The 14,570-nt window shown below is 44.8% G+C and carries 20 protein-coding genes; 5 read left to right on the top strand and 15 right to left on the bottom strand.

Translation table 11 applies throughout. The features are described from left to right. Positions 1–86: 86 nt before the first annotated feature. Entirely contained in the window at positions 87–305 is a 219-nt protein-coding gene (locus tag AB4K05_RS14505) for a cold shock domain-containing protein (RefSeq protein ID WP_368480652.1), read from the bottom strand. A gap of 298 nt (positions 306–603) precedes the next feature. Between AB4K05_RS14505 and cspF the strand changes: the two genes are divergently transcribed. The 3 genes from cspF (at position 604) to AB4K05_RS14490 (ending at position 1,587) form a co-directional block, all read left to right on the top strand. Beyond that, positions 604–816, top strand: a complete 213-nt coding sequence (gene cspF / locus AB4K05_RS14500) for a cold shock-like protein CspF (RefSeq protein WP_368480651.1) — start codon at positions 604–606, stop codon at positions 814–816. Between the two features lie 77 nt (positions 817–893). Continuing rightward, positions 894–1,193 carry a hypothetical protein gene (locus AB4K05_RS14495; protein ID WP_368480650.1) on the top strand — a complete coding sequence of 100 codons (300 nt, stop codon included), beginning with the start codon at positions 894–896 and terminating at the stop codon, positions 1,191–1,193. A 67-nt stretch (positions 1,194–1,260) separates the two neighbouring features. Further along, the gene (locus tag AB4K05_RS14490; protein ID WP_368480649.1) at positions 1,261–1,587 is read left to right on the top strand and encodes a hypothetical protein; all 327 of its coding nucleotides are present in this window, start codon (positions 1,261–1,263) and stop codon (positions 1,585–1,587) included. A 288-nt stretch (positions 1,588–1,875) separates the two neighbouring features. On the opposite strand, the gene AB4K05_RS14485 is transcribed toward AB4K05_RS14490, so the two are convergent. The 14 genes from AB4K05_RS14485 to yobA all read right to left on the bottom strand — a co-directional run bounded on the left by AB4K05_RS14485 (position 1,876) and on the right by yobA (position 13,436). Next, complete coding sequence (locus AB4K05_RS14485) at positions 1,876–2,460, bottom strand: hypothetical protein (protein ID WP_368480648.1); 585 nt, start codon at positions 2,458–2,460, stop codon at positions 1,876–1,878. A gap of 28 nt (positions 2,461–2,488) precedes the next feature. After that, positions 2,489–2,857 (bottom strand): hypothetical protein, encoded by a 369-nt coding sequence (locus AB4K05_RS14480; RefSeq protein ID WP_368480647.1) that lies wholly within the window; start codon positions 2,855–2,857, stop codon positions 2,489–2,491. Positions 2,858–3,669: 812 nt separating this feature from the next. Next, positions 3,670–4,068, bottom strand: a complete 399-nt coding sequence (locus AB4K05_RS14475; protein ID WP_368480646.1) for a DUF1090 domain-containing protein — start codon at positions 4,066–4,068, stop codon at positions 3,670–3,672. Between the two features lie 66 nt (positions 4,069–4,134). Next, complete coding sequence (locus AB4K05_RS14470; RefSeq protein ID WP_368480645.1) at positions 4,135–4,314, bottom strand: hypothetical protein; 180 nt, start codon at positions 4,312–4,314, stop codon at positions 4,135–4,137. A gap of 28 nt (positions 4,315–4,342) precedes the next feature. After that, positions 4,343–5,362, bottom strand: a complete 1,020-nt coding sequence (locus AB4K05_RS14465; protein WP_368480644.1) for a fimbrial protein — start codon at positions 5,360–5,362, stop codon at positions 4,343–4,345. A 32-nt stretch (positions 5,363–5,394) separates the two neighbouring features. Then, positions 5,395–7,860 (bottom strand): fimbria/pilus outer membrane usher protein, encoded by a 2,466-nt coding sequence (locus AB4K05_RS14460; RefSeq protein ID WP_368480643.1) that lies wholly within the window; start codon positions 7,858–7,860, stop codon positions 5,395–5,397. Between the two features lie 21 nt (positions 7,861–7,881). Then, complete coding sequence (locus tag AB4K05_RS14455) at positions 7,882–8,553, bottom strand: molecular chaperone (RefSeq protein ID WP_368480642.1); 672 nt, start codon at positions 8,551–8,553, stop codon at positions 7,882–7,884. A gap of 16 nt (positions 8,554–8,569) precedes the next feature. Next, on the bottom strand, positions 8,570–9,127 hold the full coding sequence (locus tag AB4K05_RS14450) for a fimbrial protein (protein ID WP_368480641.1): 558 nt from the start codon (positions 9,125–9,127) through the stop codon (positions 8,570–8,572). A 9-nt stretch (positions 9,128–9,136) separates the two neighbouring features. Then, complete coding sequence (locus AB4K05_RS14445; protein ID WP_368480640.1) at positions 9,137–9,664, bottom strand: fimbrial protein; 528 nt, start codon at positions 9,662–9,664, stop codon at positions 9,137–9,139. Further along, positions 9,631–10,284, bottom strand: a complete 654-nt coding sequence (locus AB4K05_RS14440) for a hypothetical protein (RefSeq protein ID WP_368480639.1) — start codon at positions 10,282–10,284, stop codon at positions 9,631–9,633. The genes AB4K05_RS14445 and AB4K05_RS14440 overlap by 34 nt, the downstream gene beginning before the upstream one ends. 41 nt (positions 10,285–10,325) lie before the next feature. After that, entirely contained in the window at positions 10,326–10,688 is a 363-nt protein-coding gene (locus tag AB4K05_RS14435; protein ID WP_368480638.1) for a hypothetical protein, read from the bottom strand. A 1,150-nt stretch (positions 10,689–11,838) separates the two neighbouring features. Beyond that, positions 11,839–12,174 carry a YebY family protein gene (locus AB4K05_RS14430; protein WP_368480637.1) on the bottom strand — a complete coding sequence of 112 codons (336 nt, stop codon included), beginning with the start codon at positions 12,172–12,174 and terminating at the stop codon, positions 11,839–11,841. Between the two features lie 15 nt (positions 12,175–12,189). Further along, positions 12,190–13,059, bottom strand: coding sequence for a copper homeostasis membrane protein CopD (gene copD / locus AB4K05_RS14425; RefSeq protein ID WP_368480636.1), 870 nt, complete (start codon positions 13,057–13,059; stop codon positions 12,190–12,192). 2 nt (positions 13,060–13,061) lie between these two features. Further along, positions 13,062–13,436 (bottom strand): CopC domain-containing protein YobA, encoded by a 375-nt coding sequence (gene yobA, locus AB4K05_RS14420; RefSeq protein ID WP_368480635.1) that lies wholly within the window; start codon positions 13,434–13,436, stop codon positions 13,062–13,064. A gap of 138 nt (positions 13,437–13,574) precedes the next feature. On the opposite strand from yobA, the gene AB4K05_RS14415 reads away from it, so the two are divergent. Further along, positions 13,575–13,805 (top strand): DNA polymerase III subunit theta, encoded by a 231-nt coding sequence (locus tag AB4K05_RS14415; protein WP_368480634.1) that lies wholly within the window; start codon positions 13,575–13,577, stop codon positions 13,803–13,805. 90 nt (positions 13,806–13,895) lie between these two features. Further along, entirely contained in the window at positions 13,896–14,564 is a 669-nt protein-coding gene (locus AB4K05_RS14410) for a carbon-nitrogen hydrolase family protein (RefSeq protein ID WP_368480633.1), read from the top strand. Positions 14,565–14,570 lie beyond the last annotated feature (6 nt).

The following is a 14,570-nucleotide window of genomic DNA, read 5'->3' as shown; positions in this document are numbered from 1 at the left end:
TATTTAGAAAACTCGCGTACTAGAATAAATATCAGGCCTGGCCACTCAGGAATAATCCATCATCCTTATTGCAGACCTGAAAGTATTTATTTATCGCAAAGAATCACACTGGCGGCAGCCGGGCCTTTGTCTCCACGTTGAATCGCGAATTCAACTTTTTGACCTTCAAATAAAGTTTTCAAATTATCACCATGAAAAGCAGAAAAATGGACAAACACATCTTTGCTGCCATCTAGCGGAGAGATAAAACCGAAACCTTTATCTTCGTTATACCACTTCACAAGACCTTGTATTCTTGAAGACATGTGGACTCCTTTTGAGTACTTTAATTTTAAGATTATAATAAACGCATAGTATTGTACGTTAGACTCAAAGAAGGAGATATCAGTGATAGAACCTGGCGATGAGGACCGGTCAGTAGAATTTTTTACGTTTGTTTAGGTTTGCTTTTCAAACTCACAATTTCATTAATGCATTTCCCGCGCTGATTAGCAAACTTTTATTTTAGCCGTCCAGGAGTCTCAAGTGGAATTTTTAGGTAAAATTCGCTTTTTGATTTTTTTAAGCGTATAGTCTTACCGTGTTTTTTAATAAGGAATTTATTTGTCTCGTAAAATGACAGGAATCGTCAAAAGCTTCGATACCATCAGCGGAAAAGGCTTCATTACCCCATCAGACGGACGTAAAGACGTTTTACTTCACATTTCATCAGTCTCCCCTAACGATCCCGAATTTTTAATACCTGGAGTTCGTGTTGAGTTTTGCCGGATCAATGGTCTTACAGGGCCTACGGCTGCAAACATATATCTATCTTGACCTCAATTTGATCGCCTGCATCTCCCCATAGTGATGGTTAAATGATATGTTATAGCCAGTAACAACACGGAGTTAATATGTTTTCTTTCCTCTATACCCTCAAGAGATTAATCTCAAAGCAGCAAGTTGCTTCAGAAGGGCCAAAAGAGTATTCCACGGAACAACTCCTCCAGTGGGCTACCGATTGTATATTGGAGGGCCTCCCTGATAAATTGTATCAAGCCAGACTTCTATGCGTTCGATTCTCTAACCCAGAAAACCCCGATGGCTGGATAGTCAGTGTTAATCATGATGTGATGCTGAATGCCGATTCTGATTATGAACGCTTCCAGCATCATCGTTTAATTGGAGTTAGCTTTATCGCAAGCACTCAGTGAATGCCTGCATTACCGTAAAAGGCGAACATTGGATTCAGGGACAATATCTTTTTAAAAAGGGGCCGTTATGAAAAAAATAATTATTTCAGTGCTTTTGTTAACAAGCTTCTCTGCGACTGCTCGTTATCTTGAGTGCTCTATTTTTAATGGGAAAATTTCAAGTTGCGGAACTTGGGCGCAGTCAGAATCAACCCCTATCAAACAATCTGATGGCCGTTACCATGACTGCTCAATTGTCAATGGATCAGTTTTTTCATGTTCATCTTGGACACAAGCAAAGAATGCACCTGTCCTACAGTCTGATGGATTTTATCGTAGTTGCTCCATTTTTAACGGCAGCGTCTCATCTTGTGGCTCATGGTATCAGGGCAATGCTGTAATTAACCGAGATTAGCTAATGAAAACTTTTTATTGCAAGGCTCTCGCTTTTCTCAATTTCCCTTACATCGCGGTGTTCATTAATAAAGCGATACTACACTCGGGCTCCTGAAAAAGTACCGCTCGGTATTTTTAGAATATCCCACTCTTCTCCAGTGCGCTTCCGCGGCGCCCTAGACATCCGGACCTCACTATTAGCCTCCAGATAAATTAGAGCAAGCGTAATTGGTGATAGAGTTAATATACCCTATTTTTAATCACCACATTATTCATAGAAAGAAAATTTTAATAGGCATGCTCTTATTTAAATAAAGCAGTCTTTTTCACTCGTTCCTTTGTTCAACATAAGGAAAAGAGTTTCATATTCCAGCCGCGTCTCAAATTTAAGTTTCCTGCATAGCTGATAACGATGGTCTAGGTAACTTTTCCTTCCATGCTTTTTGATATAATCCTCTCTTCCAGACTGGGCATTCAGTTCATAACTAAGAAAATCCTGATGCGAGCGATGTGAAGTTACTTTTTCAACTAAAGCTTCATTTAAGGACTTAGCCTTGCGTGACTTATTGTTATTTAACAGTTCAGAAAAATCATTTAATTTAGAGATAACCTTTTCATTTACCCCCAAAATGCCACCAATAATTTGAGGCTTAATTATATAATAAATCTTATCAACTCCTACACGCGATAGCATCTTATTGTGGAGCCACTTAATATCTTGAATCGGCGAACATACAGTATCTAAAATCAATATTGCTTCATTTATCAACGTAGAAGCCGTAAGAAATCTTAAACGATCGGAAAAAACATAAACACCCCCGTACGCTTTCTCTTTTGAGTAGCATAAAAACGCATTCCTTATTATATGACTTTTAGAATAGACAAAAATCATGCCCCTCCCCTTTAAAAACCAGTCAGCCTCATGCTTTAACAAGAAGTAATTTATACCGTTTATTATCTACATAATAACCATGCCTATTATGGCGTTTTATAAAATCAACGTCACCACCTATATGATTAAAACTGAGTCTAAGTGCATTCATTATCCTCCATAACGCAGAGGAAGAATATCTAAGTCCATTTTTTTCAAAAATATTTATAGCGATATCATCATCACTTATCCAACCATGACTACTCGTTTCCGAAAGGAGATATTCTAGCAATCGTCTACTTGTATTATTTAACGCATGAGACCGCCCATTTCTTATATTAGTAATGCTTCCTGTTGTTACTCTATATTCTATACTATCGTTAATATTGTAACCATAAAATGAGTAAAATTTATCCAACGTATTCAGTCTCCATGCTCAAAGCATTTGGAACACCCACGTCACAGCATTATATATATCCATTAAATTTTATGATTCAATAAATCAGCACCCCGGAAAAATTAGATTGATATATTAAAGTTAAAATATATAGCATTCAAAACAATAAGACCATCAAGCACAATAGTCACATTTACAGCCCCTATGCATTTAGCCATCTCGTTAGTTTAAGATCAAAGAATAAAATATGGGCATCAATAAGAAAATTACAATTCGCTTTGATTTGATGTCATAAGCACCCGCATAAAAATGAAATAAAAACATACTGTTACGTCCATAATCTTATGTTCCTTACATTACATCATTTATCTCATTTACAAAACATGCTTTCTTTCTTTTTTTATTACATTACAAAAGAAGGCCAATAAAAACCTTATATTACAATAATATATAAAGCTAATACTTTTCATAACACATATTGATTTGTAATTACCAAATCATCGCGCACTGTGAAAATAAACCACACCTAAAGCCGAGTGCAATAAATATATTAGAAAAATAGATCTTATTTATTAGACTAAAATAATAAGTAAAACTGATTATCTTTTAATAAATAAGTGCTAACATTAATATTTTAATGTGATGAGGTGTAGAAACCAACCTGCTCATTTGAAAAATAGGTAAATATCGATGGTGTTGCGTCTGAGCATTTCTGAGGATAAGCCGCAGGCGCAAGTCACTGATGATAAAAAAGGTGACCATCGGCGGTCACCTTCAATATTACAGCCTCGGAACTAATGAGCTACGTCAATGCGCTATCCGTTGGCACGATCTTACATGCCCACGTTTGACTTCGCTTCAGCTAGCTCATCCTGAGCTTCTTTAAGCTTTTTTGCCTTCTTAGCAATCTTTTCCTGACTCCCCGTTTCGCGCGCCAGATTAAGATCGGACTCGCGTTCTTTGACCTTTTGCTCTTTTTCTCGGACTTTTTCATTGCGTTCGCTGCGGAGTTTCCCATCGGTACAGTTGCGCGATACTTCATCACGCGCCTTTTCCAGCCCTGCAACACGATGATGATTGCCATGCGCGTTGGCATAATCAATCTGCTTGTCAATATTTTGTTTTTTTGCAGCACAGCCTGTTAGCGCGCCTTCCGCGTGAACCTGAGTCACGGTCAATACCAGTGGCGCACATAATAAAAGGCTGACCGCCATTTTTTTGCTTAATCCCATTTAATCTCTCCCTAACGACTTTTATTAATAACAAACAACAAAATAATTAGCTGAAAAAACACACCATCATTCTTCAGATAGACTTCTCAGCATGACATCACGCTCCCGCTCATCCATCATTTCAAGAATAAACTGCATTCGGCGAGCGTTCAGATTATCAATATCTTCATTAACATCTGAGAGACGCTTCTCTCCAGCGGACTCATCTAAGGTCACTGGTGATTTAGAAACACGGGTACTTAACATGCAACATCCCCCTTGAAATACGTCCGTATCATTTATAAGCCAGCGTGAAAGTGATGGTCGTATTGACGTCACCCGACGTCACCTGCTGATCCGTCTGGATATAGCGGGCGGTAAAAGGGAAATCCGTTGCTCCTGCCGTTGAAACTGTCCCCAGAGATACGGCTTCATTTTGTTTCACGACGCTACCGCTATAGAGCAATTGCACCCCTAGACCGGTCGCTGTATTACCACCAGAGTTAATACCAAAGACGGTATCGCCCGCCGTACTGGTTGCCCCAGAAAAGGTCATCGTTGGCATCACGCCCGAATCGCAGTTAGTGCCAATTCTGAACGACGCCTCCTCGGATGTGTTGCCGATGCCGGTAAAGTCCCGGCTGTATACAGTCGGCAAGTTAACCGCTACGACCGGGGTCGTAAGGGTGCACGCGAGAACGTTGACCGTCAGCGCGGAAGTCGACATGGTCATCACCTGCAGACCGTCAGATAACTTCAGCTCGGCAACCGGGCCTGCTGCAATCGTCCCTCCCTGACGCACCGGTCCTGTTTGGTACAGTACCAAGGCCACATTCCCCATGATTGACCAAGGCGGAACTGAACCATGAATCGTATTTAACGCACGCGACCATGCTGCACCCGATGTGGTCGGCGTGCTAAAGGGGCTAAAATTCCCGGTCGTCGCCGCCCCTGCATATAAATAAAAATAGAGATTGTCGATCCCCGTTGAAATATAGCCAGTGCTGTTTGGCGATGTGCCGGCAACGGTCGTCCGCAATGGGTTCCAGATAAGGTTTCCGGTACAACCACCCCATACGGCAACGGTGGAACCGATACCCATTGCGGAAGCCAGTTCCGCAGAGGTCATCGTCACCGTAGCCAATTTTTGCGGCGTGCTGTCGGAGGGGTTGAAAGGCTGCGCCAGTGTTGGCAAGGCAAACGTCACGCTGCCGGTTTTCGCTCCGTTGGCAAATGCACATACAGCATGGGCTTTTGCTAGATATAGCGGGCCTATCAATACCAGTACCAGTGACCAGAGGGCCTTTCTCTTCATTATATTCATTGTGTTATCCTTCACTTTCACTCTCAACGGCACTGTTCGTTACCGGTATAGAAGTCTTTCTTACGCGTTAATCGGTCCAGGTTAATGCTTACCACGCAGGTCGTTCCATCGAATCTCGCCGTCAGTGTCTCGTTGTCGTTCAGGCCCGTAAGCCAAGCTGCGCCTTTATCATCCACAATGCCGCTTCCCGCCTTGTCGCCATGAAGCTCCGTTCCAAGTGGCAATGGCGTATTGCGATAACGGATATTCAGATAGGCTTTACGTCCAATAGCAGTATCAAAGCGGGCATTAATCGCCGTACCAAAACCTGGCACCACCTGCATCTGGGTCGTTTTCAGCGTCGTATCATCTCCGGCCGTTTTCGCATCGAGGCCAATACTGTTTTGGCGATATACCGACAGAGATGGCACGATGGCGTAGCCACGCCAGTCCGTCGTTACGCCGGAGCGGGAAGTGACGGATACGTCACTGGCACCCGGCGCGCTGATAACAGCAAAAGCATCGTTGGCCGAGATATTCTGGCCGAAAGTAACCCCGCCGGGATGCACAACTACCGCGCCGCTTGCACCAACGCTGTACTGGCGGTTGCTATTGCCAGTCTGACTCCAAGAGGCATTTACCGACCCGTAGCCACCGTCATACTGTACGCGCGCTCCCTGCCCGTTCTGCTGTTTGCTCCAAGTCTGGGATAGCGAATAGCTCAGGTTATTATCCTGAAGCAGCGTGCCGTTAACCGAGGTCTGATTTTGCGTGTATCCGCTGCGCCCCTGGCTGTAGTTATGGTTAATCTGCATTCTCCCTGGCGCGTCCCACAGCGTGGAGAACGGAATGCTGATATTCATTGCCAACACGCTGTCGAGATAGCGGGTGCCGGTGCGGATATCAGATCGGGAATAGCTAATATTGGTGCTGATCCCTTTCCAATAGGTGTTGTAGCTGGCATTCATCGTCTTAGTTTGATAACGCTCATCCCACGATTTTTGCGCGTAGTAGTTCAGCGATAACGAACCGAAACTCCCCAAACTTTGACTCACGCTCAGTTGCCAGCGGCGGCGCAGGTTATCCAGATGCCCGGAAGATACGGGATCTAATGCGTAGCGGCTTTGATAATCCGAATAAGTGGCATAGCGTCTGTCCTGATTTTCCGTCAATGACGTATTCAGCGTCGTTTGTGTTGCCGTGAAGTATTTTTCGTAGCTCACCTTTGATGCATAGCCGCCCTGCGGTTGCTGCAAATGATGGCTCGCCTGCTGACGCGAAGCGTCAAGCTCAAGCGAAATACCGCCAAGATCACCGAGGTTGATCCCAAAACCGGATGCCGCCGCCTGATAGTTTTGGCTGCCCATCACACCACCAAAAAGAGTCACAATATTGCCGAGCCCGTAAAGGGCTTCAAGCTGGGCAAACAGCGCGTCATCACTGTTGGCATCGCTGTTTTCGTACTGCCCTGCGCTGAGGGAATAACGAAATTGCCCCTTTCTGACCATTTTGGGCTGCGATGCATATGGCTGAATATAGGTTCTGACTTCCCCACTACTTTCACGCACGGTGACCACAAGATCGCCGCTGCTGTTGTTCGGTACCACATCGGCAAAGGTAAAAGGCCCTGGCGGGACGCTTTTTTGATAAATGAGATTGCCCGCCTGACGCACTTCAACCATTGCCTGCGTCAACGCAATACCGCTTATCATGGGCGCATAGTTGCGTTGGCTATCAGGCAGCATTTCATCGATGGATGTCAGCATGACGCCACGGAAATTAAAGCCATCAAAAACTCGACCGGCGGTGGACACCTGGCCCATCATCAAGCGCGACATTAATGACGTCACATCGCGACCAAGGTAGGTTTGGTCCGAGCGCCAGTGCGATCCGCCGTCGTTGCTGTGCTGCAAATAGGCATTCTGACGCAGGCGCCACGGACCAAGATTCAGGCCATTATTCAGGTTGAGAAAATGCTGTTCGCTATCGTCACCCTGCTGTGTGGTATTACGCTGACCGTTGTAGTAATACGACATAAACAGCGCAGGCATGCCGTCCTGGCTAACGCCCGAAAGACGCGTTCGGTTATCCATGCCCTGAAGATACTTCTGCGGTATATTCACGATAAAAGCCGACGTTCCGGGTTTGGCGTAGGCCTCAGAGCCAGGAAGAATCACCGACAACGGTTTTCGCAATACGCCCTGCTCATTGCTGTTGTCAGCAAGCGCCAGTGCCGCCTCATCCGCGCCCCAATTTTTCAGCTGAGTCACGCTAAGCTCCGGGCACAGTCGTTCGTCACAGTTAACCAATTTAATGGGTTCGCTATGCAGAGCGCTACCATTCAAAATGACGTCCATGACATAGGTACCAGGCAGTTGGCTATCAACCTGCGCTAGCTGCTGGCGTGATAAATCAGTTAATCCGCTACCGGTATTCTCAAGCGCAGAAATATCAAATGACAGTTCTGCATAAGCATTAAGCGGAGATAACAGCAGTAATGTTTTAACCAAAAAATCTTTTTTCACGGCAATTTATATATTCACTATCAGGAAATCAGAAGCGCCACCATAATCATTGATGGCATTGAATTTGATAACATCCTTCTTCCCAGAACTGCCTTTTTGAATCGTCTGCTCCGAGAAAGGCAATAGGTAGCCAATATCTTCATTTTTGCCATTGACATAAAAATAACCAATATTAACAATATAGGGCGTCGGATTGGTGACAACAATGTTTCCATCTTTCTTCTGGATCTTAAGTTTATATCTAGCGTTTATAGCGTCAGTCGCATTCAGTGAACTTGGACGATAAATAAGTTTGATGATACTTTTAGTCGCAAAACTAATTTTATTTTTAATCGTACTGTCGGTTGCAGGAATAGCCTTCACATTAACGAAGTACAAGCTTTCGCGATCGCTAGGTGAGTTATCCGAAATCGCTTTAATCAGTAATGTATTTTGAGTCTTTGGATAAAACTTAAATACCGGCGGCGTAATCATAAAGTCCTGACTTTTTTTATTATCACGACTTTCTATCCAAGCCTGTACCAGATAATGTTCATCCTGGCCACTATTAATTAACTGTAGCGTCGCTTGCTTATCTTTCTCGTCGTAGATTACCCGTGTTTGCCCGAGGGAAAAGCCGGCGAATGCCGGCAGGGTAAGCGATACTGTGAGTAAAAGCGCTGAAAAGCTTTTCATCATATCTTCAGTCTCACCGTTAATTATAAATTGCAGTCCAGGTTAGCGCTGTACTCAGGTCACCGCTGGTGACCGTATCGCTGACGGCGACAAGTTGGGCCTTGAAGTTAATGCCGACCAGGTTCGTACCGGTACTGCTTGGCGTAAAGACTTCCGAGGTCACCGTATTAGGGACCAACGGGATGTTTGAAACGGTCCCCCCGGTTCCTGATGACGCGGTGATTCTGATAGCCACACCGGTCGCCTTCCCGGTACCCGGCGTTACCTGATACAACGATGGTTCGGTTGTGTCCGCGACGCCATCCACCCGAATATTCACCCCGGTATTATTAGGACAGGTAAAAGTTGCTTGCGCAGAAGTGCTAAGCGGGGATGCATCGCCTTTCGCGTATGCGTTGGCGTAGGTATTGGCTATTTTTAACGTCAGGGCAGCCCCCGAACTAATGGTACAGGCGGCGCTATAAATATTGCCTTTCATCGTAATGTTACCTGCCATTGTGGCGGCAGGGATATCGGCGGCAAAAGCATGCTGGCTCGAAATAAATAAAAGAGCAAAAAAGGTCACTTTCAATTTCATGATAACAACTCAGTTATAAGCTAGGGTATAAGTCACGACAGTATCTACGGCGCCTGCAGTCACACTCGCCGCGTTTGAACGGAGCATCGCGCTGAAGGTGCTGGCATAATTACCACTGCTATCTAACGTTAATGTATGACTAAAATTAGGTCTGACTATGCTCGTACCGTTATAGAGAATGATATCGACGCCCGTCGCTTTACTGGTCCCGGCATCAATCTTAAATGTATTGGCATTACTCCCCACGGTCCCTGTTACAATGAAGCTCATCGTTCTGCCAGTAGGACAATCAGTCAGGGTAAAAGGCACTGCCGTACTTTTTTCCCCCATATCGCCAGCGGCGGTAAATGCTGTGTTAACCATAGGCGGTAATTGGATGACATAGTCTTTAGCGTTGATCGTACAGCCTTTATCCAGCACAGTGCCGGTCACATTCAATGTCCCGCTTGGATAAGCCGCAGCCACGGTGGCCGCGCTTGCATAACCCGATGACAGCATAAGTGCTACGCAGATGATTGAGCATTTGTATTGCCCCATAACAACCTCTTATTTGTTTTATGATCGCTTTCAGTACTAATTGTGTTTTTTTCTGACCAAACATCTGAAATTAAAAACAGCAATTGTTTAAATTCCAGGGAGTTCTCCATTGAGAGTTTTTTTCTAATACAATATCGCCGAGTTGATTCCAACTTGCTACGGCAAACTATATCGAAATGGCCATTTCTATAAAAAACAGATAAGAAATTGAAATAATCATCATTCAATTTTTCTTTAACTCTCCTATAGAGATGTTCATTTAACGTTAAGCCTTTGCCCGTTTCGTCATTCTTTGTTTGGAAGCTACATACCTTATTTAATTCGTTAACTCCATTAACAAAATGAAATCCATAAATAGTACCATTAATCTTTCCAGCACTAGGAATGATGTAATATGCTTTATTTCCCATTCCCCTCTCATCTAACTTATTCAAAATCCACTTGGTGTCATCGCTGCTCTTATCGAGGGTATCTATTAATATTAAAGGTGATTTAAACACCGACGCACAAACAATGAGGCTCAATCTATCTGTAAAAAAAAAGACACTATCTTTGTATTTTGACAGTGCTGAAACAGCCTCTTTCACTGCAAAATTTTTTGTGAAAACCAAGAATTCCAACCAGAACAATCCTTTTATTAAAAGTACTCACCATATAATAATTACACTTCTACATAGCAACGTTTTACTTCATCCAAATCGATGAAGTATGTATGCTTGGTATACCAAGTGACGAGTTTTTTATTGAAGCCAACATTCAAAAAATCCATATTTAAACTTTTTATTGTGTTTGAAAGTTGTGATCGTGAACCACTCATTTCATATTTTTCCCATACGTGAAAAATAATATCTTCATCATGAAGGTAGCCTCCATTCGAATTAGAAAGAATGAACTCTAGAAACCTTGCCTTCGTGTCTGATATTTTCTTTACTTTTCCATTCTTAACATTAATTAGCTGGCGAGTATTTATTCTGTACTCAAGATTACCGAATAATGTGTATCCATACAGCTTCATTACCGGCACTCAAATTCTCCTTTCTAATGCGGACTCGCAGTAAACAGCAGCAACCTCTAAGTAACTCACCATACCTATGTGCTTTTTAAAATTCTAAACCCACAAAAAAAACACGACAATCGGACAGGTCACTCAGTTTTTTCAACCAATAAAATTAAATAACAAAGAATATAATCCCACATATTAACAGCATTATAATTCATTAATCCAAATAAGAGCCAATTGAAACACAATGACCCATTTGAATTAACAAAAAAGAAACAAGCTCTTTTTTATTTTTTTTGCTCAACACCCCCTAATTTTATGCGGATTTGTAACAAAAACCCTTTGATATCAATCAATTAATTTTAACTGTGTAGTAACATGAAAAAACATCATTTTCAGATTTTTCATAAATGTTGAGTTCCCACATATATTTAAATGATGTTATGTAACGACATTAAAATAACCACATGGAATAAGAAGGTGTGTAATTCAAATATTTATATATATTAAACAGTATGATGGGACATATTTGAGCGCATTTGCTTCAAGTCAAAAAATGCCTTTGCCACATGCTCTCGCAAACTGGCGCTGCATCAATTTAACTAGAATTGCTTGTGCCAGTCTCTGGGTAGCAGAGTGCGCGTTCATTACCGTATTCAGCACCCGCCTTCGTGTGCTTCCTCCAGAAAAAAAACTCAGTTGAAAGCTTGCCCACCGATGGTTAGGCCTTACATCGGGGAACACGACGAAGATGTGCTAGGACGAGAGAGACGAAAAGCTTACGCGATACCTTAATTTTCCCTGTAAAAGAAATGTTAAATCGAAATTGGTTGTGATATAAACAAAAAGACCGAAGCGGAGGGATTCGTAAATTTCGGACTGACCCTTGTAACCAATTGGATTATAAAGGGGAATAAAAAGAGACCGAATACGATTCCTGTATTCGGTCCAGGGAAATGGCTCTTGGGAGAGAGCCGTGCGCTAAAAGTTGGCATTAATGCAGGCTCAATCGCCTTGCTTTATAAGAATAGATGACCGTGACAGGTTTTCCAGTCCGCAGACTCTGTGAGCCGAAAAATTTCGTCAAATAAACGGCATACGATAAAAAAAACCGCAGCCATTCCCGGTGAATGATTGCGGTTTTTTATTGTCTATTAGACAGTTAGTCTATGAATTAGCACAATTTCTCGGCGCGTTCGATAAACGGAGCTAGGCTCATTTTCACACCGGGCTTCTGCGGGTCGTCAATCTGAATGATGCTCAGCGGTTGGGCCTTCGTTTTGCCCGCTTTTACCTGCTCCTGAGCGATATCGTTTAACGGATACTGCACCAACGTGCTTGGGTTGATGACATATAGCGCATTACCTGCGCGACAGGTCAGCATGACCTCTTCGCGATTAAATGCCCACTTATCTTTACCCACCTCGAAACGGCTTACGGTAATCACCTGTGCTGCTAGCGCAGAGCCAGAGACCGTGAGTAACAACAAAGAAATAATCGTTTTTTTCATAGTTTCGCCATTTGATCAAAAGGGTTCCCAGGTGGCGAATACGCTCACGCACACCAGCACCAGAGCCCCCAAAACAATTTCAGCCTGCGTAGTTCTTAGAAAAATCTGTTGAACCCGCGAATCGGTTGCCGACATTCGCGGCACCAACAGATAGCGATTCACCAACGCTATCGCCACCATCAGCCCGACAAGTCCGCATTTCACCCACAGTGCAATGCCATAGGCAGTTGCGGTCGTCAATCCTCCCTGAATCAGCCACGCGTTGACAAGCCCCGTAGCGATTGCCCCGGCAACAGCAAGATGACCGTAGCGGGAGTAACGCATCATTGTGCTGATGGCAAGCTTTCGCCAGCGGCCTTTCGCGAGGCGCAGGCAGTAAAGGAACGGAACGAGCCCACCAACCCACGCGCTCGCAAAGAGCAGGTGAACGGCGTGATTAATTCGCTGCAATGCGCCCAACGCACCATCCGCCATCGCGGCATGCCCAACGCCGGCCAGCAGGATAAACTGTGCGACGCACAGAAGCAAAAGCCGCCGCATCATCCGTCGTGGCCGCACCCACAGCACGCCGACCGTAACCCAGGACAGAACAATTTGCCATAACCACACGCTACCAAACTGCGTTTGCAGCACCGCTTGCCAAATAGCTGGCTGCCAAGTATCTGACCAGCCGTTGCCCATCAGACCGCCCTGCACCATCAGCATCAACATTGCGGAAATCAGCGCCAATAACAGCGAGGCATGCAGAATGAACGAAAAACGCTGGATAAGGAGACGACGTAGCGCAGATGGAGCCCACCAGCCGGCGTAAAGCGTACAACCAAACGCCATCATCAGCGAAGCGAAGTGGATGAACCGTAACCCAATATAGAGTGCGCTCAGCATAGTTACTTCACGCTAAATTGATACTGGCCTTTGGTTTTATGCCCATCAACCGAAACCACATGCCACTCAACGGTATACAGTCCGGATGCCAGCGCCTCCGGCAATGGAACGACAAGCTGCGTCTTATCACTCTCGCTGCGCGCCGCTTTCCCAATCGGAATCGTCTTTCCGTCCGCATCTTTTACCGTCACGCCGCTAAAGTTCGCCTCGATGCCTTCCGAGAAATTTAACGTTAGCGCCTGAGGCGAAGGACTCGTTTGTGAATTTTCCGGCGGTGATTGTTTCTCTAAATGGGCATGGGCCCACACCGGCGATGAACTCAAAACAGTTAACGCGAACAGCGTGGTACAAAATGCGCGAGGCGTGGTGAATTTCATTTCCATCATTCCTTTTTGTTATCAATCTAATTCAAAGAATAACGCTGTATAATGCATGAGTCGAGATGAGCACCCTATGGACTTGCCATTTTGCGATACTCTTAGTAACTTTTGCGCCGGTACTCAAAGGAGAAACTCATGCAAACCAACCTGGCTCAACTACCACAAGACGAAATGGACAAAGTGAACGTTGATTTGGCCGCCGCTGGCGTCGCCTTCAAAGAACGCTACAACATGCCCGTGGTGGCGGAAGTTGTGGAACGCGAACAGCCAGAGCACTTGCGTAACTGGTTTCGCGAAAGACTCATCGCTCATCGTTTGGCCTCCATTAATCTTTCTCGTCTGCCGTACGAGCCAAAGTCGAAATAATTTTTCACCCGCTAGTGACACTATTTTACAAACAACCCGCTACTATTAAGCAGAATAAAAGCCCAATTCATCGTGTTGAAGGATGCAACTATGCTGATATGGACTATTGCTGCAGCGCAATACGCGCCTCGTAAAGGGGATGTCGCAGAGAACATCACCCACCATCTCCGTTTTATCGACGCCGCAGCCGAACAGGCCTGCAAGGTCTTAATATTCCCGGAGTTGTCGCTCACCGGCCCTGATGATGATCAAGCGCTGCCTGCGCCACCGTGCGACGTTGCGCTGCAACCGCTGCGCGAGGCGGCAAAGCGTTACCAGATGACGATTATCGCCGGACTGCCAGTAGACAAAAGTGGGACACGGGTAAAGGGAATCGTGATTTTTAATCCGGACAATGCGCAGCCCACCAAGCACCATCAGGGACACGGCACCTGCCTTGCGCCAGAGTCCGACACAATTAGCGTGTTCGAACTTAATCAAGAAGACTGCGGCCTCTCATCGCAGGCCTCACTGCTCGCGACCGTCAGTTCAATGGCTGAACCTCAACAGCAGCGCACTACCGACCGTTTACAGCGCTTTGCTCACAAATACGCTATTGCCGTATTGAAATCGAATTACGCCAACGGATCCTTTTCCGGCGGCAGCGCATTATGGGATGAACGAGGTCAACTTATCGTGCGCGCCGATGGCGGCGAATTGCTGTTAACGGGCAGAAAAAACGCTCAGGGTTGGCAAGGCGAGATCATTCCTTTACGCTAGTTGTTT

The organism is Kluyvera sp. STS39-E (assembly GCF_040932435.1).
GTDB lineage: Bacteria > Pseudomonadota > Gammaproteobacteria > Enterobacterales > Enterobacteriaceae > Kluyvera.
The sequence above is the reverse complement of the archived record's forward strand: the minus strand, read 5'-3'. Positions and strand labels throughout refer to the sequence as shown.